This window comes from Streptomyces sp. NPDC107546 (assembly GCF_055639175.1).
Map to the genome: position 1 here is coordinate 1 of NZ_JBVKBA010000066.1, position 16,515 is coordinate 16,515.

General features: G+C 70.7%; 21 protein-coding genes. 6 read left to right on the forward strand and 15 right to left on the reverse strand.

Translation table 11 applies throughout. The features are described from left to right. Positions 1–199: 199 nt before the first annotated feature. From ACZ7L1_RS38470 to ACZ7L1_RS38480, 3 genes are read right to left on the reverse strand one after another with little or no spacing between them, the layout of a single operon-like run. Complete coding sequence (locus tag ACZ7L1_RS38470) at positions 200–907, reverse strand: hypothetical protein (protein WP_471444258.1); 708 nt, start codon at positions 905–907, stop codon at positions 200–202. 10 nt (positions 908–917) lie between these two features. Beyond that, complete coding sequence (locus ACZ7L1_RS38475) at positions 918–1,136, reverse strand: hypothetical protein (protein WP_471444260.1); 219 nt, start codon at positions 1,134–1,136, stop codon at positions 918–920. 14 nt (positions 1,137–1,150) lie between these two features. After that, entirely contained in the window at positions 1,151–1,384 is a 234-nt protein-coding gene (locus tag ACZ7L1_RS38480; protein ID WP_471444262.1) for a hypothetical protein, read from the reverse strand. Positions 1,385–1,894: 510 nt separating this feature from the next. On the opposite strand from ACZ7L1_RS38480, the gene ACZ7L1_RS38485 reads away from it, so the two are divergent. Next, entirely contained in the window at positions 1,895–2,503 is a 609-nt protein-coding gene (locus ACZ7L1_RS38485) for a nucleotide-binding protein (protein WP_471444264.1), read from the forward strand. Continuing rightward, the gene (locus tag ACZ7L1_RS38490; protein ID WP_471444266.1) at positions 2,503–2,826 is read left to right on the forward strand and encodes a hypothetical protein; all 324 of its coding nucleotides are present in this window, start codon (positions 2,503–2,505) and stop codon (positions 2,824–2,826) included. The genes ACZ7L1_RS38485 and ACZ7L1_RS38490 overlap by 1 nt, the downstream gene beginning before the upstream one ends. 284 nt (positions 2,827–3,110) lie before the next feature. On the opposite strand, the gene ACZ7L1_RS38495 is transcribed toward ACZ7L1_RS38490, so the two are convergent. The 7 genes from ACZ7L1_RS38495 to ACZ7L1_RS38525 form a co-directional block, all read right to left on the reverse strand. Further along, complete coding sequence (locus ACZ7L1_RS38495; protein WP_471444268.1) at positions 3,111–3,794, reverse strand: hypothetical protein; 684 nt, start codon at positions 3,792–3,794, stop codon at positions 3,111–3,113. 5 nt (positions 3,795–3,799) lie between these two features. Beyond that, positions 3,800–4,270: a hypothetical protein gene (locus tag ACZ7L1_RS38500; protein WP_471444270.1), complete on the reverse strand. Its 471-nt coding sequence runs from the start codon at positions 4,268–4,270 to the stop codon at positions 3,800–3,802. Between the two features lie 229 nt (positions 4,271–4,499). Beyond that, on the reverse strand, positions 4,500–6,734 hold the full coding sequence (locus tag ACZ7L1_RS38505) for an FtsK/SpoIIIE domain-containing protein (protein ID WP_471444272.1): 2,235 nt from the start codon (positions 6,732–6,734) through the stop codon (positions 4,500–4,502). A gap of 83 nt (positions 6,735–6,817) precedes the next feature. Beyond that, on the reverse strand, positions 6,818–8,008 hold the full coding sequence (locus ACZ7L1_RS38510) for a hypothetical protein (RefSeq protein ID WP_471444274.1): 1,191 nt from the start codon (positions 8,006–8,008) through the stop codon (positions 6,818–6,820). Next, on the reverse strand, positions 8,005–8,235 hold the full coding sequence (locus ACZ7L1_RS38515) for a hypothetical protein (protein WP_471444276.1): 231 nt from the start codon (positions 8,233–8,235) through the stop codon (positions 8,005–8,007). The genes ACZ7L1_RS38510 and ACZ7L1_RS38515 overlap by 4 nt, the downstream gene beginning before the upstream one ends. After that, complete coding sequence (locus tag ACZ7L1_RS38520; protein ID WP_471444278.1) at positions 8,232–8,600, reverse strand: hypothetical protein; 369 nt, start codon at positions 8,598–8,600, stop codon at positions 8,232–8,234. The genes ACZ7L1_RS38515 and ACZ7L1_RS38520 overlap by 4 nt, the downstream gene beginning before the upstream one ends. Beyond that, positions 8,597–8,728, reverse strand: a complete 132-nt coding sequence (locus ACZ7L1_RS38525) for a hypothetical protein (protein WP_471444280.1) — start codon at positions 8,726–8,728, stop codon at positions 8,597–8,599. The genes ACZ7L1_RS38520 and ACZ7L1_RS38525 overlap by 4 nt, the downstream gene beginning before the upstream one ends. Before the next feature lie 236 nt (positions 8,729–8,964). Here ACZ7L1_RS38525 and ACZ7L1_RS38530 point away from each other — a divergent pair, with 236 nt between their 5' ends. The 4 genes from ACZ7L1_RS38530 (at position 8,965) to ACZ7L1_RS38545 (ending at position 13,179) form a co-directional block, all read left to right on the forward strand. After that, the gene (locus tag ACZ7L1_RS38530; RefSeq protein WP_471444282.1) at positions 8,965–9,780 is read left to right on the forward strand and encodes a GntR family transcriptional regulator; all 816 of its coding nucleotides are present in this window, start codon (positions 8,965–8,967) and stop codon (positions 9,778–9,780) included. A 168-nt stretch (positions 9,781–9,948) separates the two neighbouring features. After that, on the forward strand, positions 9,949–10,137 hold the full coding sequence (locus ACZ7L1_RS38535; RefSeq protein ID WP_471444284.1) for a helix-turn-helix domain-containing protein: 189 nt from the start codon (positions 9,949–9,951) through the stop codon (positions 10,135–10,137). A 337-nt stretch (positions 10,138–10,474) separates the two neighbouring features. Then, a complete protein-coding gene (locus tag ACZ7L1_RS38540; RefSeq protein ID WP_471444286.1) occupies positions 10,475–11,437 on the forward strand; it encodes a bifunctional DNA primase/polymerase in 963 nt (320 codons plus the stop codon). Then, complete coding sequence (locus ACZ7L1_RS38545) at positions 11,434–13,179, forward strand: DUF927 domain-containing protein (RefSeq protein ID WP_471444288.1); 1,746 nt, start codon at positions 11,434–11,436, stop codon at positions 13,177–13,179. Before ACZ7L1_RS38540 ends, ACZ7L1_RS38545 begins: the two co-directional genes overlap by 4 nt. A gap of 1,011 nt (positions 13,180–14,190) precedes the next feature. Here the strand turns inward: ACZ7L1_RS38545 and ACZ7L1_RS38550 are convergent. From ACZ7L1_RS38550 to ACZ7L1_RS38570, 5 genes are all read right to left on the reverse strand, one after another. Continuing rightward, complete coding sequence (locus ACZ7L1_RS38550; RefSeq protein ID WP_471444290.1) at positions 14,191–15,012, reverse strand: recombinase family protein; 822 nt, start codon at positions 15,010–15,012, stop codon at positions 14,191–14,193. Further along, on the reverse strand, positions 15,009–15,239 hold the full coding sequence (locus tag ACZ7L1_RS38555; protein WP_471444292.1) for a hypothetical protein: 231 nt from the start codon (positions 15,237–15,239) through the stop codon (positions 15,009–15,011). The genes ACZ7L1_RS38550 and ACZ7L1_RS38555 overlap by 4 nt, the downstream gene beginning before the upstream one ends. Before the next feature lie 425 nt (positions 15,240–15,664). After that, a complete protein-coding gene (locus ACZ7L1_RS38560; RefSeq protein ID WP_471444294.1) occupies positions 15,665–15,940 on the reverse strand; it encodes a helix-turn-helix domain-containing protein in 276 nt (91 codons plus the stop codon). Between the two features lie 9 nt (positions 15,941–15,949). Then, positions 15,950–16,279, reverse strand: a complete 330-nt coding sequence (locus ACZ7L1_RS38565; protein WP_471444296.1) for a hypothetical protein — start codon at positions 16,277–16,279, stop codon at positions 15,950–15,952. Next, positions 16,279–16,515, reverse strand: a 237-nt coding sequence (locus tag ACZ7L1_RS38570) for a hypothetical protein (RefSeq protein WP_471444298.1), incomplete at its 5' end; no start/stop codon positions are given. The genes ACZ7L1_RS38570 and ACZ7L1_RS38565, both read right to left, overlap by 1 nt.

The window sequence follows — 16,515 nt, forward strand, 5'->3', positions numbered from 1 at the left end:
ACCACCTCACTCTCAGTCATGCGTCGTGATCAAGGAATCTGGCGAGTTGAGTCCAACCGCTTTGAAAACCCCAGCCACACCTCCCCCGCGGTCCTGGCGCTGGGGGTGGGGGGAGGTCCGTGCGTGGGGGGGTGGTTGTCGCTGGTCACAGAGGGTGGCGGCCGCCGCAGCCTGAGGAGTCGCTGCGGCGGCCGCGGTCTCAGGCCGCGTGGATGCGGGCGGCGGGGTGGTACTGCTGCCAGACCGTGGACTGTTCGGCACCGGTCGGCAGCCACACGCGGGCGCCGTGCGAGAGGAGCCAGTTCATGCGGCAGTGGAAGGCGGTGGAGTGCCACGGCCAGGCGGCGCGGCCAGCAGCTGCGAGCTTCCATCCGTCGTAGAGGTCGGGGATGTTGGCGACCTCGGCGAGCGGGCTGTGGATGCCCTGCGGGTCGGTGGTGGTCAGTGACTCGCGGCCGCGTAGCAGAGCCCAGCCGGCGCGCAGGTCGGCGTAGGTGGCGTAGCCGTCGACCAGGCGCAGGTATGCCTGGCGTACGTCGTCGGTCTCGCTGAGCAGGTCGCTGGCCGGGCCGGTGTGGTCGACGTACCGGCCTGCGGTGACGAGGTCGGCACTGACGCTGGTGAGGAAGCGTGAGAGTGCGGGCTGCAGATGCTCGGTGATGAGCGTGGTCGCGTTGCCGTAGGCCGTGGCAGCACCGAGCTGGTCGAGCCGCTCCTGGATGGCGCGGGCGGCTCGGGGGTTGGTGATCTGGTGGAACCGGTCGGCGTGTTCGTCGACCAGGTCCTGGATCTCGGCGACGGTGGCGGCGATGCCGTCGGGCAGTGTGTGGATACCGCGGGCGGCGGTGCCCATCAGGGCGGTGATGGCGCAGGCGTCCAGGTGCTGCTTTATCTCGCTGGTGTGCATGTCGGTCTCCTCAGTGTTCGGGGCGGTATCTGCTGGTGTGGCGGCCGAACGTGGCCAGGTACTCGGCGACTTCGTGGTCGGGCGTCTCGGGGTCGGCGAAGTGGCCGGCGGGGTGCTCGGCGGGCTCGGGCTGCGGTGTCACTTCCGCGACGATGGCGGCGACCTCGCGCCGGATCTCCATGCGCTTGGCGATGTAGGGCGGCACGTCTCCGAGTTCCTCGGGTCCCATGGGGTTGCTCCTGTTCAGCCGGCGGACGGCGGGTAGCTGGGATTGGCGTCGGCGCGGGCTTCCGTGAGACCGCGAGGGGCCTGGTAGCTGGGGCAGTTGTAGGGGAGGTGGTCGTTCCCGCAGTAGCCGCGCCGGCCGCACAGGGCAGCGCCGCAGCCGAGCGGGCAACGCTTGTACTGGCCGCGTTCCAGTCGGCGGGCACAGGACGCGCAGAAGACCTTGCGCTTGTTGTTCGGCTTGCTCCTCATGCGGCACATCCGGTGCGAATCGGCGGGCACGACGCGTTCGTCGCTTTCTGTCCCAATGACCGTAGATCGGATTTACGCAGTCGTTCCCTCCGGTGCCCAAGGGCAGTTGCTCCCGCGTGCGGACGGGGCGGGGACCGGTCCCCGACGGGCTCCAGAAACACGGCAAGGGCCCGCCCTGGTGAGGGGCGGGCCCTGAGGCCGGCGCTGCGAATTCCGGCCCGACTGTGGGGGCGGTGACCCTGCCGGCCACCGCAATGCGGGACGCACGTGTTTCAGATGAAACACCTGCGGTGGTACTCGGGACCGACGGGGGCCACGTTACTGCATGCAGTATCTACGGCATGCAGTAATGCTTGATACGGAAGCACTGCATTACTGCACACGGAAGCACTGCATTACTGCATGCAGTGCCGCAGGTTTCAGCAGGTCAGAGCCCATAGCAGACACGGAATCACGGCATGCAGTGGGTCCGTGCTTACTGCACTACTGCATGCCGGTACCGTCCGGCGCATGCTGCGAATCGCGTTTCTCAACCTGAAGCCGGGGACGGGGAAGACGACCTCGGCCGTGTGGCTGGCGTACGCCTTCCACCGGCGGGGCCTGTCCGTCTGCCTGGCCGACGCCGACCCGGGAGCCTCCGCTCTGGAGTGGTCGGATCAGGTCGGCGGCTTCCCCTTCAAGATTGCCGGGCTGCCCGTGAAGGACTTCCACCGGCGGGCCGACGACTACGCCACGGACGTGGTGATCGGGGATATCCCCCAGGTCGAAGACCACGCCCCTATCGCCCGGTCAGCGATGCGGTGGGCGAACCTCCGGGTCGTGCCGGTCGCGCCTACCGGGATCGAGCTGGACCGCATGTCCCCGCTCGCGGGCGTCCTCGAGGAGATGGAGGACGTGGTGCGGCCGGACTCGCAGACCTGCGTGCTGCTCAACCGTGTGGTCTCGGGCGCGGCCTCGGGCCCGTCAGCGCGTCGGGTGCTGACCCGGCAGGGCTACGACGTGCTGACGACGGCGATCCCCCGGCTCGAGGTGTTCGCGCAGTCGTTCGGGGCGGAGCCCGACACGAACACGGCCTATGACCAGTTGGCGACCGAGCTGCTTGAGAGGGCGGGCAAGTGATGCGGGAGACGGCCGCGCAGCGTGAGGAGCGGATGGCCCGGGCCGCGGCGGGGCGGAACCGCGGCGAGGGGGCGCCGGTGCGGCGGGCCTCTGAGGTGCGGACCAAGCCGGTGCGGATGACGGTGGACATGCCGCCGGCGCTGCATCGCCGACTCAAGAGCTGGTCGTCGTGGTCGGCTGGGCAGTTGGACGTGGCCGACGTTCCTGCAGCCGAGGTGGTGCGGATCCTGGTGGAGATCCTCACCAGCAACCCGGACGAGGTGGAAATGGCGCGGCCGCTGGTGGCGGCGGTCATGGAGGAACTGCGCTCGCGTCAGCAGTAGGCACAAACAGCAGAGCCCCCGCCGGGCAGCCAGCGGGGGCCTTAGTCGTTCCGTGTCGGGGTGTCAGTCGTCTCCGCATGCGCAGGAGCAGCCGGTGCCGGCGCAGCGTCCGCAGTCCTGGCAGGTTGAGCACGGCCGGCAGTGGCCGCAGCCGCGGTTGTTGACGGGCCAGCAGCGGCAGCCGGTGGGCTGCCACGGTTCCGTGCTGCCGAACAGACCCATCTGTCCGGACACGTTGGTCTCCGGGGCGCGCTTCGGGGTGCGGGGCTTGACGCGGCGGGCCATCACTTCCCACCCCCCGCGCGGTGGCACACCCCGCACGGCACCTTGGCTGTCTGCGTCTTGCCGGTGGTGGAGTGGACGCGGGTCCGGATGGTGAGCATGCCGCCCCGGCAGCCCTTCACGCCGCAGCGCCGGCGCTTCGGCCTGGTGCTCGTGGTCGGCCCGGCCCCGCCGGTCTGCATCGTCCAGGCCGCGGTGAGCGCGGCGGCCTTCGCCGTGTCCACCGCGTCGCCCGCCTTCTCCTTCGCCATGCCGGTAGCGGCACGGGCCGCGCCCTTCACGCGGGCTTTGGCCTGCTTCTTCTTCGACCGCCACCACCGTTTGACCTCGGGGGCGACGACCTGGTGCGCGGCCTTGGCGGCGCCGGCCAGCTCGTGCATGTCGAGCAGCGGCAGCAGTTCGCCGGTCATGACGCTGTCGCGCCATTCGGCGGCGAACATGTCGCGGTCGGCGTCCGTCAGGCGGGCGATACGGGAGGCGAGGACGGCGTCGACCAGGCCGTTCGTGATGAGCGGGGAGTCCTCGCCGTGGCCGCAGGCCAGGCAGCAGACCCAGGCGGGCGAGGCCTCGAACATGCCGCGCTTGTGGACCTCGAGGGAGAAGGAGTTCCCGCAGTCGGTACAGGCGAGCTGCTGGCCGTCGACGTGCGCGATGCCCAGTAGCTTCAGGTCGGCAGTGGTCTTCACGACGGTCAGCCCTTGATCTCGCCGCGGCTCTTGGCCAACAGGCCGCGGGCGTTGGCGTTGACGGTGCGCTGGTCGACGGGCCCGGCGTAGTGGTGGTGGTGCACGGGCGGAGCGGCTTCCACGACATGCTTGGCGCGGCCGGCCAGGCGGCACAGGGCGAGGATCGGCAGGGCGATCGTGGCGGGCGCGGCCGCGGCGATGGCGAGCGTGGTCGGGTCGACGTGGCCGAGGGTGTAGACGAACAGGGAGGCCATGCCGCCGATCGGGATGGAGGCGGCGCCGGCGGACAGCATCAGGGCGCTGGCGTCGGTGGCCCGCTGGGACATGGGCGGCCGTCCGGGCTGCACGACGGGCGGGGTCGGGCCGATCGTGGGGACGGGGGTGTCGTCCCGGAACGACGTCGGCACGGCCGGCGCCAGGGCGTCGTTGACGGCGTCGATGATCTGCTGTGCCTGGGTGTTGGGCGTGGATTCCATGGCGGGCCTTCTCTCGGGCGAAGTGTGGTGGTTTGTACGTCTGCCGGACCCTTGCCACCGCCCTGACAGGCGGACGTTTGTGCAGGTCAGCGACGGGAGGGGTGGGGCCGGACCGTTGCCACGCCTTGCCGTTTCCGGGTTGGGCTGGCAGGGGCTGGCAAGGGTCCGGCCGATCGGGGCGACGCTCTGACCTGCGGCGATCCCGCGTGGGCAGGGGTCTGTCAGGGGGTCAATTCCGGGCGTTCCGGGCGTCCTCGGCGGCCTGCTGGAGCGCGGCCAGGGTGTAGCCGTTGGGCCGGGAGTTGTCGGCGGCGGTGACCCGCACGGACTCCAGATCGACCCCGAGAGCTTCGATCTGCGCTTTGAGGGCCTTGCCTGCGCGGGACATCCACGCGGCGTCGCTCTCGCCCTCGGTGCGGGCGTACCGGTCGGGGGCGACCCGGGCGAGGGCGGTGAACGCCTCGGCGTTGGTGATGGAACCGCGGCCGGTGTTGGCGGCCGCCGTGACGAGGTGGTCCAGGACGGTGCCGCGGACGATGCCGCCGTTTCCGTTGCGTCCGCCGGCCACCGAGGACGCCCCGGTGATGCGCAGCAGGGCGGTCTCCACCGGGTCCTCGCAGTGCCCAGGCAGAGTGCCGGCGGCGCGGCGCAGCTCGGTCCCGATGGCGATGGGGGTGCGGATCTCCCCGGTGCTCTCGTCGATGAACAGGGACCGGACGGCGATCATCCCGGTGTCGGGGGTGGTGAGCCAGCCGCGGCCGCGCGTGCTCTTGGCGTTGGGAATCTTGCTGGAGTCGTAGCCGTTGCCCGCCATGCCCTTGCCGAGGATCGTGTTGGACGCGTCGGCGTTCTCGGTGCGCATCGCCATGCGGCCAGAGCAGTTGCCGCGCAGCCGCGACGGGACGATGGCGACCTCGGGGTACTGGGTGGCCAGCACCAGGACGATGCCAACTGCGGCGCCCACGGCGGCGATCTGCGCGAGGTACTCCACGATCTCCTCGGCGTACTCCTTCGACGGGCCCTCCGGGGCGGTGTACGTGGCCAGTTCGTCCACGATGACCAGCTCGATGCCGCCGACCTGCTCGATGAGGTCCTCGGACAGCTTGGACAGGCTGAGGTCGACCAGGATCTCGGTGCGGCGGTTCATCTCGCCGACCATGACCTTGAGGAAGTCGCGGAGCCGGGCCGGGTTGCGGCGGACGAACGTGTGCAGCACCGGGGCGTGCGGCACGTATTCGCCGGTGCCCTTGCCGTCGAACAGGCGGATGCGCACGCGCGGGTCGAGGAGCGCCCCGGCCAGCACGTTCGCCACGCCCATGCCCTTACCGGAGCGGGTGGCCCCACCGAACAGCAGCGAGTAGTCCGAGATCGTGACGGTGACGATGCGGCCGCGCTTGTCGAACGCGAGCGGGATCCCGTCCCGCCACGTGTTGAGCGGCTCGCGCCGGTCGAGCAGCGGGGAGCGCACGGTGCGGTCGAACGGGTCGCGCATGGACGCCCACAGCGTGAGGCGGGACTCTCCGCCGGCCTGCCGCAGGTCGAGCTGCGCCCGGTCGATGCCGAGGGCGGCGGCGATCTCGACCTCGCGGGCGCGGGCCTTGTCGACGGTGGCGTCGGGCAGTTCGAGCATGACCGTCCACGCGTCCTCGCCGTCGCTGATGACGGGGGTGAGGAGCCGCAGCTCCTGGCCCTCGCCGATCACCTTGGCGGCGATGAACGCCCGGTTGAGCATCGACTCGGTGAGCGGGTCGCCGTCGGCGAGGGAGCGCCGCTCGAGGTCGAACGACTCTGCGGTGAGCGGCTTGCGGCCGATCCAGGCGGCGACGCTGAGCGTGCTGAACACTCCGCCGGCCAGGCCCAGCCACCCGAACTCCACCAGGGCGGTGGTGTCGACCAGCAGGGGCGTGCCGTAGGCGACGGCACCGCGCAGCATGCGGCCGCGTCGGACCTCCCGCTTGGCAGCCTTGTGGGCCTGGACGGCGGCCATCGCTTCGGTCTGCGCCCGGTCGGCGTGGAGTCGGGCGGCCTGCTTCTGCTTCGGCATGACCGTGTACCGGGCGCGGCGGGCGGCAGCCCGGGCGTCGCGGGTGGCGGTGTGCGCCTGGTGGGCAGCGGCCTGGACGTGGACGCCGTGGAAGCCGATCACCCATTCGTGGGTGCGGCGGGTTCCGCGGGCGATCTGGGCGGCGTGGCCGCGCTCGGTGCGCTGCCTCGAGGCCCAGCGGCGGGCCGATCGGCGGGCGGCCCTCGCGGCACGGCGGGCGGCGGCCTTCTGGCCCTCGCGGGTGCGGGTCCAGGCGGGCAGCCACGGCAGGTCGCCGGCGGGGTCGTCCGGGAGCTGGGGGAGGTCGACCTCCGGGCCCGGGATCTCGGGCGCCGGGATCCGGGCGGCGCGGGCCTTGTCGAGGTCGACTACCGGCGCGGCGGGGGTGTCGTCCTCGGGGCGGCGGATCGTGTCGGACATGCTGGTCGTCTCCTTCGGGAGAGGACGGGGCCGGGCGCTGCTTTGGTCGGTTGAGCCCGGCCCCGGGCTTGTCTGGGCGGTGGTCAGTTGGCGGCGCGGAGAGCCGTCTCACGGGCCGCTGCGCGGGCCGCCGGGTGATAGGGCGCGGTGTCGCCCTTGCGGCGGCGAGGCGGCTTCGGACGGGCCTTGGCGGTGGCGGGCTTCGCGTCGCTCGTGTCGGCCGGGGGGATTTGGTCCGCGACCTGCGCTTTCTTGGCGGCGCGGCGGGCGAGCGGGGAGACCTTGCCGAGAACGGGCACCGGGCGGTGCGCGGGCCCGTAGATGGACTCCAGTAGTCCCGTGCGGATCTCCTCGGCCTGGTCGGGGGCGAGGTCGAACGCGGTGCCCAGGCGGTGCCGTGCGGCCGCGCTCGCGGCGTACAGCTCCGCGGTCATGCCCGGCGTCTCCGCGCCGTGCACGGCCTTCCACGCCTGCGCCCACGCCTCGTCGGCGGTGAGGGTGCCGAACGGGGCGGCGGACATGAGCCGGTCGGCAACGGCGGCGACCTTCGGGTGGTGCTTGCGGCGGGCCTTGGCGTGCGCCTGGCGTTCCTTCGCTTCGGCCTTGGCCTTTCGCTCTGCGGCGATCTCCGCCTTCGTCCGCTTGGCCTTCGCGGAGTGCCGTCCGGCCATGACCATGTGCCAGAGGGCGACGGGGGCGATCGAGGACGCGGCGAGGACGATTCCGCCGGCGGGGCCGTAGTCGTGGGAGCCGTGCCAGGCGTTGACCCCGGCGGCGAGGGTGGCGAACGACCAGACGGCGATGCGGTACGGGGCGACGCGGCGGTGTTCCCGCAGCGCCCGGGCCTCCCCGGCGGTGGCGGCCCATGCGCCCAGCTCGAGCATGACGGGCAGCAGGCAGCCGAGCAGCAGGCCCAGGCCCATGCCGACCAGGGCGCGGTACTGGGCGACCAGGGCGGGCACCATGCCGCACGCCATCACGGCGAGCGTGGCGGCCACATCCCCGTTCTCGCGTACGGCGCGCACGCGCTTGCGCCACCGGGCGGAGCGCTGGGCGGCGGCCGCGGCCTTGTCCTTGCGGCGCTGCGCGGCCAGCTCCCGCTTGCGCTCGTCTTCCTGGGCGCGGCGGGCGGCGGCCCGCTCGTCACGGAAGGCGCGCTCTTCGCGGCCCAGTTCGGCGCGCAGCCGCTCGTCTTCGCGGCGCTGCTGTGCCTCGGCGGCCTTGTCTGCTCGGCGGGCGGCCCGCCAGTCGGTCGTCTCGGGTGCGATGGTCACCGGGCACTCCTCTTCGGGGTCGCGGTGCGGTGGGGCATGAGTCGGGTCAGGGCGCGGTCGACCGGGCCGGGCACGGTGCCGGCCAGGAGCACGACGGCGGCCGCGGTGCACACGGGCGCGGGGTGGGCGGCCAGCAGTCCGGCGGCGGCCAGCAGGACGGCGGCGACCGGGGGCCAGACGACGGCGAGCAGAGCCACGGCGGCGAGCAGGCGGGAGCGGCGGTTCATGCGTCGCCCTCCGTCTCCTCGGAGGCGCGGACCTGGGCGTCCATGAGCGCGGCTTCGACGTCCTGGACTTCGCCCCGCTCGATCGCGGCGTATACGGCTTCGCTCTCCAGGAACATCCGCTCCTGGAAGCTCATGGGCTCGCTCATCGCTTCACCTGTCGACTCGGACTCGGCGCACTTGGGGCAGTCGGCGGGGCATTCCCGCTCCTCGGGCGTCTGCGAACCGGTGGCCCATCGGATGGCGATCACGGCGAGGGCCAGCAGGGCGAAGACCGTGGTCCATTCCTGGTCGTGCATCCCGAACTGGGCGACGCATTCAGCGACCAGGAGCGCGACGACCAGGGCGAGGAAAAGGCGGCGCGTCATCGCTGACCACCCCCGCGGCCCTGCTCGCTGCGCCGGTTCGCTTCCCGGACCTTCTTGCTGAGCTCGTCGCGTTCCTGGTCGGTGAGGCAGAGGGATGCCCCGGGCGGGGCACAGATAACGTTGCGCATGGCGGATCGCTCCTTGTCACAGGCACGGCGGTTCGCTCGAGGGCCCGCCCTGGCCGGCGGGCCCTCTTTGCGCCCAGGTGAAGCTCCTCTTCTGGCGTTCGGGTACGCCAGACTGGGCCGAAACGTGCTAGCACGTTTCGACTCTTCGATATTGCCCTCTGCCCGCGAGGTGTGTCAACATCTACGTGCTAGCACGTATGGTCTTAGCAGCTAGGAGAGATGGAGGGAGGCGAGCCATGGCCAGATCAGCTGAAGAGATCGCAGCGGCGTTGCGCACGCAGATTCAGCAAGGCGAGCTGCAGCCGGGGGACCGGCTACCGAGCATGGAACAGCTGGCTGAGGACTACTCGGTAAACCGGCAGACGGCACGTCAGGCGTTGAACCAGCTCAAGGCTGAGGGGCTGGCGGAGTCTCCGGGCGGCCGGGCGGGAACGATCGTGCGCGCGCGTCCCACCACACGCCTAGTGCGATCTCGCAGCATCGAACGGGACCACCTCGGCTACTACTCCGGGCCGACAGTCCAGCACTGGCGCACCATCCCGGGGCTTGGCCTGGCCGTCGACAACAAACCCGTGCCAGCGGACATCGCCGAACTCTTGGGAGTCGACCCCGGCACGCCCGTCGTCGTCCGGGAGCGTGCCAACGGTGACCCGGAACAGCCGCAGTACCGGCAGCTCACAACGTCCTGGTTCCACCCGACCATCGTGGAAGACGTGCCGGTCCTCGCCGGTGATACAGGCCTGGGCGGTTCTTACGACCGGATTGAGGAATGGGCGCAGCAACCCCTCCAGTGGGAAGAGGAGGTCACCGCGGCTACGCCAAGCCCGAACGAGGCGGAGGCCCTGCTCCTTCCTCCCGGCGTGCCCCTCCTACGCATCCTGCGGATCGCAACTCTCGGGCGAGGCAAGAAAGCGCGGGTCGTTGAGGTCCAGGACATCCGGATGTCTGGCGAGCTGTTCGGCGTCCGGTACCCGCTTCAGCGCCGCGGGGAGGCCCGCTGGCCCGTCCAGCCAGCCACTGGCGACTACTACTCAGCAGGCGACCAGGTGTAACGCATGGGCCGCTCACTCCGTCTATGCCCCGTAACAAATTTCGGCCACAGACGTACAGAGATGACAGGGGCGGCACCCACGCCAAAGGGAGCCGTGGGAAGCGCTTCTGACACGGTCGACCTATCCGGCTACTGTCATTTCAGGCAGCAGGTGCCGCAGGAGGTAAGCATGGAAAATCGCGAGGCAGAGTGGCTGACGGTGCGTGAAGTCGCCGACCACTTCCGCGTCTCGACGCGCACCGTCATTCGGTGGGCCGAGAGCGGAGAGCTGCGCGTCCGGAGGGTCGGCCCGACCGGGCGACTCATCCGGATCCACAACTCGGTACTCGAAGAGAACGACCTCCCGGCTGTGGCTTAGGCCCAGACATGCGTCGAGGGCCTGGTGCGGCAAACACCAGACCCTCAGGGACGCATACCGGGAGTCTCCCACAAATACCGGACGGTCATCCGGTGGAGATCGGTCTGCAGAAGCTGCACACATCTGCCAGGAAGGTGCAGCAGCCAGCGTAGCCGCAGACCCTCCCCACTTCGAGACGAGGCGGCGTTTGATCGCCGCCGGGTGGCCGTCCCTTACCCAATAGGGACGTAGCACGATGCAAAACCCGCAGGTCAGTGCAGCTAGCGTCAGAGAGCCTTCCACCCCGCGCGACAGCCCGGCGGGTGCTCTCCCTTCCACGGCGGCCGCGGCGCCGGCCGTGAATCTCACAGAACAGCAGCGGGCCGTGGCGCTCACGTGGCTGTCCCGTGGCGTGCCGGTCATTCCCTGTTCGAGAAGGGACAAGGGTGCGCTGGTTCCCGGCTTCGGCCGGGATGCTTCCCCCGAGCAGCTCGCCCCGTTCTCCGACCCGGCACAGGTCGACTCCTGGTGGTCTGGCCGCTTCAAGCGGGCCCACGTCGGCCTGCTCACCGGGCGCGGCACGAACGGGCGCGGCCTGGTCGTGGTCGACCTCGACATGCCCAAGGGGGACACCCGGCCGCTCGAGGGTCGGTGGTCCGGCTGCCACGGCGGTACGGATGTGCTCGAGCTGCTCGCTCGGGAGGCCGGCGCCGACTGGCCCGAGACCTATTCCGTGCTTACGCCCTCGGGCGGCATGCACCTGTACTTCCAGCAGCCCGCAGAGGGGCCGCTCATCGGCTGCGCCACCGGGGAGGGCCCCACGGCTCCCCACATCGGGCCCCTGGTCGACGTGCGCGGGGTCGGCGGGTACGTCATCGCGGCCGGGTCGTACTCGACTGCACAGGGCCGCGTGTACGAGCGGGTGAGCGCCCCGGAGGTGCGGCCGCAGCCGTTGCCTGGCTGGCTGCTCGAACTGCTCCGCCCCGCCTCTCCTCCCGCTGCTCCTCCCCGACCGCCGGCACCCGTGCGGCTGCTGCCCACGGCCACCCGCGCGGAGCGGTACGCGGCCGCGGCCCTCGAGGGAGCTGCCGACGACGTAGCCCAGGCGGTCGAGGGCGAGCGGAACAGAAAGCTGTTCGCCGCCGCGCGGCGCCTCGGAGAGCTCCACTCCACGGCCCCCACCGTGCTGGACGAGACGACCGTGCGGGAGCAGCTGCTCGCCGCTGCTCTGCGCTCGGGGCAGAGTGAGCGGGAGTCCCTGCGCACGATCCGGTCCGGGTGGGAGCGCGGTCTCGCCAGCCGCGGGGCAGGTGCCGCGTGACGACCGTCCCCCCGCAGTCGGCCGAAGAGGCCCGCCTCGTCTCTCGGACCGTGGTCGACGCTCTCGGTCTCGTCGGGCGCCCGAGCGTTCCCGAGGGCTGGTCTCTAACCGCCAAGGGCGTCTACCTGGTTCGTCCCGGCAAGGGCGACCACGGACCCACCTACGAACGCATCACGACGACCCCTCTGGTCATCACCCGAATCCTGACCGCGCCGGACGGGGCCCAGAGTGTCGAGCTGGCATGGCTCGTCCAGGGGAAGCCGGTGCGGCACGTCATCCCGCACGAGACCGCCAAGCGCGGGCGCGAACTGGTGAAGGCGCTCGGCGCGCTCGGCCTGCCCACGTCGGAGAGCTTCGCGTCCCCCGTCGAGAAGTGGCTACTCGCCTACGAGGATGAGAACACGGGAATTCTCCCCCGGGCCCAGCTCCGTCGCTGGCTCGGCTGGCAGCCCGACGGCACGTTCCTCTCCGCACCGGGCGGCGTGGACTTCCAGGCCAACTACGAGAGCCAGGCGGCCCCGGCAGCCGCGCACCGGCCAGCGGGCACCTTGCAGGGGTGGCAGGAGACCGCAGCACTGCTCAAAGACCAGCCCATCGCGCGCCTGTGTGTCGCGGCCGGCCTCGGTTCTCCCCTCCTTCGCCCGCTCGGTGTCGGCAGCACCACCGTGGACATCTCCGGGTTCTCTGGCCGGGGCAAGACCACCGCTGCGGAGGCCGGGATCTCCACCTTCATGCACCCCCTCGAGACCGGCGGCGCGGCCTACTCCTGGGCATCGACGCTGTACATGATCGAGGAGCGCATAAACCTCGTCCGCGGGCTGCCGGTGCTCCTGGACGAGTCGCAGCACATCAAGCCCAACGACCGCGACCGCGTTGGGGAGCTGCTGTACATGATCCCCACCGGCCGGGGCCGCTCCCGCGCGAAGGGCTGGAACTCAGGCCTCGAGTGGGAGTGCGTGGTGCTCTCCACAGGCGAACAGTCCCTACTCACGATGAGCAACCACCAGGGCATCAGCGCCCGCGTTCACCGCGTTGAAGGCGAGCCCATGCCCGACGCGGCCACGGCCAACGCAGTGCGCGCGGGCTTTACCCGGCACCACGGGCACGCCGGGCCGGCCTTCGTCCAGCGCCTCACCGAAGTGCTGGCGAGCAGCGGCGGACTGGAGTCGCTGAAACTTCGGCACGAGCAGCTCACCGCCCAGCTCGTCGGCGACAACGCCATCAGCGCCAGGCGCTCTCGCACCGTAGGCGTCTTCGCCCTTGCTGAGATCCTGGCCTCGGAGTGGGGAATCCTGCCTTACCCGCCTATGACGCCCACTCAGTGGCTTGACGTCTTCGCCGCCAGTGCCGAGAGCGACGACCGGCCGCGCCAGGCCCTGGATGTGGTGCGCGAGCACGTCGGCACCCGCATGCATGAGATCTGGTCCAAGAGCGCCCCCCAGCTCGAGGCTGCGGGCGTCGGCCGGGCCCCCATTCAGTGGCTCGGTGCCTACACCACCCGCGACGGTGAGGAGCGCATCGCGGTCCGGCCCGAGGCGGTCAAGGAGATGCTGAGCCGGGCGGGCTTCGAACTCGCCGCGGTAATCGGCCGATGGGTCGCGGACGGTTACGTGTCGACATCCATGGAGAAGTCGACTGGCAAGGTCCGTCCCCGGCAGAAGGTCCGCATCGGGCGGACCTCAGTGTGGATGATCGAGTTCACCAACGCCGGCTTCCCCCTCGGATCCGAAGCCAACGAATAGCAGCCCGCCCCAGCCTGAGAGTGAGCCCCCAGCCATCGGCTGGGGGTTCTCTCGTGTGTTCCCCCTCTAGTTCCCCTCGGTGTTCCCCCGTGGGGGGAACAGTTTTTCAAGCAAATGCGCAGGTCAAACGTCATACGGGACGGACTGTTCCCCTGTTCCCCTCTGAGAGCAAGACAAGAGGGAGTCCTGCGCGCGTGCGCGAGCGCGTGTGTATAGATCTCTCTTGTATTTCTAGGGGAACAGGGGAACAGAGAGAAGAAAGCCCAGTTCACAGCGTGTTCCCCTCCGTTTCCAAGGTGGGGGAACAGGGGGGAACAGGGGGAACAGTCGCAGTCGGACTTGGTCAGCAACCCCGGACAAGCCTCGCCGGGGGGTGGAAAGCCTCAGAGCAGCTACCCACCCCCCGCCACGGCGGCCGCGGTGCTCGAGGTCATCCGGCGGGTGCCGCTCGAAGGTCGTGCGGCGAAGCCGCTCCCCTTTGCTCTGACCCGCAGACGACGGCGGCGCGCGGCACGTCTATGGCGCGGCGGGTTGCGCGGTTCATGAGGTGCCCTGCGATGGCCTCTGGTCCATGGGGTGGTTGGTTGTGGGGCCGTTGGCGTCTGTCGGCAGGTGTGGGGTGGTGTGTGTGGCGTGGCTGCCCAGGGTGCGCGGCGGCCGAGCGGAAGCGGGACGGAGGCAGGAGCGGCCGCGCGGCCGGCCGCGCACGGCCCGCGTGAGGGCCGTCTTGATGGAGTAGGGAAAGTTTGACCGCGCTCGTGCGACGGCTCTCGTGCGCGCGTGCGTAGGACGGTCTCATGGGTTCCACCGATGTACCTCCGTGCAGCTCAGGGCGCCGGGGGCCTGTCTCATCGCGTGCGCGCGTAGGGGGGTCCAGAAAGTCCAGAAACCTGGACCGTCATGACCTGAGCCCGAAAAGGCGGGCCTCATGACCTGGCGGCGATGCTCGGGGACGACGAAGGCCCGCCGGGTGTCGTGCCGGCGGGCCTGTGGGCGTGGCAAGGTGCGTGGTCAGGACAGGCGGGAGAGCAGCCGTTCGGCACGCTGCCGCTTGAGGTGCTCGCGTTCGGCTGCGCGGGCCTGCGCGGCTTGCTGTCGAGCAGCTGCTCGCGCGTCCGGGTTGAGGAGCCGTGCAACGGTCGTCGGGTGCCAGCGCCCGCCGCGCTTGCTCGGGATGCCAGCGGAGTTGAGCCGCTCGCAGATGCCGCGGATGCTGACGCCTTCCTCCTGCCAGGTGCGCATCTGCTCCAGGACGGCGGCCTCGTCAGAGTCGACGGTCAGCGTCTTGTCCGCGGCGCGCTGCCCGTAGGCCGGTGCTCCGTAGGCGTACCCGCCGGCCGCTGCCTTCGTCTTCCGCCCGTTGCGCAGCCGCTTGGCGATGAGCCCGCGCTCGAGCTGCGCGGCCGCGCCCATGACCTGCCGGACGAAGGTACGCATCGGGTCGTCGTCATCGTCGGGCAGGTGCTCGCCTCGGTCCGCGGTGAACATGCGGCCCCCGTGCGCCCAGACGACGGAGAGGATGGCTTCCTGCTGGGTGAGTTGCCGGGCCACCCGGTCAAGGTTCGGGGCGAGGATCCCGTCTGCCTCTTCGTTGGCGAGCAGCTGCAGAGCCTCGGTCAGGCCGGGCCGTTCGTCGTCGCCGGCCTTCCCCGTGATCCCGCCATCGGTGCACACGCGGATGATCCGCACGCCCCCGAGCCCGGGGCCGGCCGTGCGCGCCCACTTCCGGCAGTCCTTCTCTTGGGCCTCGAGCCCGTACCCGTCCAACTGTCCGGCCGTGGAGACGCGGAGCAGCATCACGAGACGGAGAGAGGGGGTGCGGGGCGTGCTCACGACTGTGCCGCCCGCTTCACCCAGCTTGTGATGACGGCGAACGTTGACCAGTCGGCGGTCTGGGCAAGCCAGGTGGCGATCCGGTCGTCGTACTCGCCCAGCTCGACACCGGCCGCGCGGAACACGTCCGTGAGGATCTCGGCCTTGCGGGCGGTGTCCGGGTAGACGCCGGGCGTCGGGTAGTCGAGCGGTTCGCGGTCGATGGGCCCGTCGGGAATCGCGTTCATGGTGTGCCCCCTCGTTTCGCGGCGGCCCGGGCGGCTGCCGACTCCCTGACTGTACACAGTTTTTGGCATAGATGTAACGCTACTGGTCAGGGCGATTTGGGGGTGACAGGGACGCCAGTGGGGACAGCAGAGGACACGAAAGACGCACATCAGCGGGAGGGGTGACGTTGGGTCACTGCACCGAGGGCGGCAGGATCACCCCGTGAAGCGTCGAATGCTGGGCACGGGGCCGGTTGTCAGCGAGCCGACCGGGGAGGCGGCAGCGGTGCGCCTGCTGCCCGTAGAGCGGCTTTCGGGTCCGCAGAGAGCACGGACGGAAGTGGAGAGCGAACAGCGGCCGCAGGAGGCCGTACAGCGGCCCGTCCGGCGAGTGCTGGGATCCGGAGGAACGGGAGCCGCCCGAGGTAGGTGAGCCCGAGCACCGGTCAGGCAGCCTTCCGACCGGGCCAGTCGCGGCCAGCGTCGGTGACGGCGAACTCCATCAGCCGGGCCCGCTCGGTGTCCGTGAGGGCGAACGCGTCGGCGAGTAGGCCCGCCACGGTGCGGGATGGCACCCGCAGGCACGCCTCCAGGCGGAAGAGGTAGGAGTGGGAGATACCGACGATCCGGGCGGCCTCTCGCAGTCGGAGGCCGGCGCGGAGCCGGGCGTCCTGGAGCATCGGGCCGACGTCGGGCGGCAGGGTCTGGCGTTCGGTGTCCATGAGGTCCTCTCAGTCGTCGCTCGTGTCATGGGGTTGCGCAGAGTCGGGGGCGAGCTGGGGGCGGCGGAGGATGCGGTGCGGCTCCTCGCGCTGGATCCGGCGGAACTCCTCGTACGTTGCGTTCACGCCGTCCATGACCAGGCCGCGTTCCTCGAGCCACCGACGGCACTGCTCGAGCCACTCCATGACTGCCTCGTAGCGGCCCTCGATGGAGCCGCCGTGGTCGCGGATCCAGTTCCGCGGTCTGACTTCCTCGCCCCACACCCAATCCGGGACGCCGTTGGTCTCGGCCGGCGGCCGGTCCAGGCCTGCGCGGGCCGCACGGCGGGCCGACACCATCAGGCGCCCTTGAGCGGCACCACAGGCGCCGGGGCGTGCTGCTGGGGAGGCAGAGCCCAGCCGAGTGCTGCCATGCCCTGAGGCGTCAGCCCAAGCCGGTCCGAGAGGTGTCGGGCTTCTTGCGCCATCCATGCCGATGCACGGCCGGCCAGGATGTTCGACGTGTGGCAGACGAACATGGCCACGACCGGGATGAAACTGTCGTCCCACTGGTTCGCCTGTGGGCCGGTCCACAG